At 49.4% G+C, this 800-nt stretch carries 1 pseudogene; it reads right to left on the bottom strand.

Annotated features, from left to right (window positions below):
- A pseudogene (locus KJK34_RS15010) lies at positions 1 to 800 on the bottom strand (hypothetical protein); the annotation flags it as partial.

The raw sequence follows: 800 nt of genomic DNA, 5'->3' as shown, positions 1-800 counted from the left end.
GTACATCCGTTTACAGTTACTGTAACTTCATAGGTACCAAAGGCTCCGTTAGCCGGTGTGATGCTGGCATCGTTATCAGCAAGGGTTGTACCTTCATACGTCCATACATAAGTAGCATTAGCCGTATTGAAGTTAGCTCCGGTTACAGATATACTCACTGTTTCGGCAAGGCAGGCTGAGTAAGGGCCGCCAAGGCTGAACTGTGGTGTCGGGTTGATGGTTACCACAAAGCTGCTCTCATCGGTACAGTTTGGCGTAGTGCCTGTCTCTGCAAAGATATAGATGGTTTGTGTGGCGGTTATAGCCTCACCTGCTGCCAGCATATCGCCTGTACCTCCTGTACCGGTGTAGTAAGCGTTACCCGCGTTAAGTGCAGGAAGGGTGTAGCTGTCACATGCTGTAACATCTGCCATTACCTGTGCCACAGGGCTGTCTGTGATGGTTACCACAAAGCTGCCTTCTGCGCTACAATCAGGTGTAGTGCCTGTTGAAGCATACACATAGATGGTTTGAGATGTGGTTATTACATCATCTGCATTCAGCATGGTACCTGTAGCGCCCGGTCCTGTGTAGTAGTTACCTGTAGCCAGTGCAGGAAGCACATAGCTGTCGCAGCTTGCCACATCGGCAGGTACATCAAGTACAGGAGTGTTGTTTATGGTTACCACAAAGCTGTTTTCTGCGGTACAGTCAGGGTTGGTGTCGCTTACGGCATACACATAAAGTGTTTGTGTAGCGGTTATAACATCTCCTGCTGCAAGCATGTCGCCTTGTCCGCCTGTTGCTGTGTAGTAGTTACC

This window comes from Flavobacterium coralii (assembly GCF_019891545.1).
GTDB classification, from domain to species: domain Bacteria; phylum Bacteroidota; class Bacteroidia; order Flavobacteriales; family Flavobacteriaceae; genus Flavobacterium; species Flavobacterium coralii.
The sequence above is the reverse complement of the archived record's forward strand: the minus strand, read 5'-3'. Positions and strand labels throughout refer to the sequence as shown.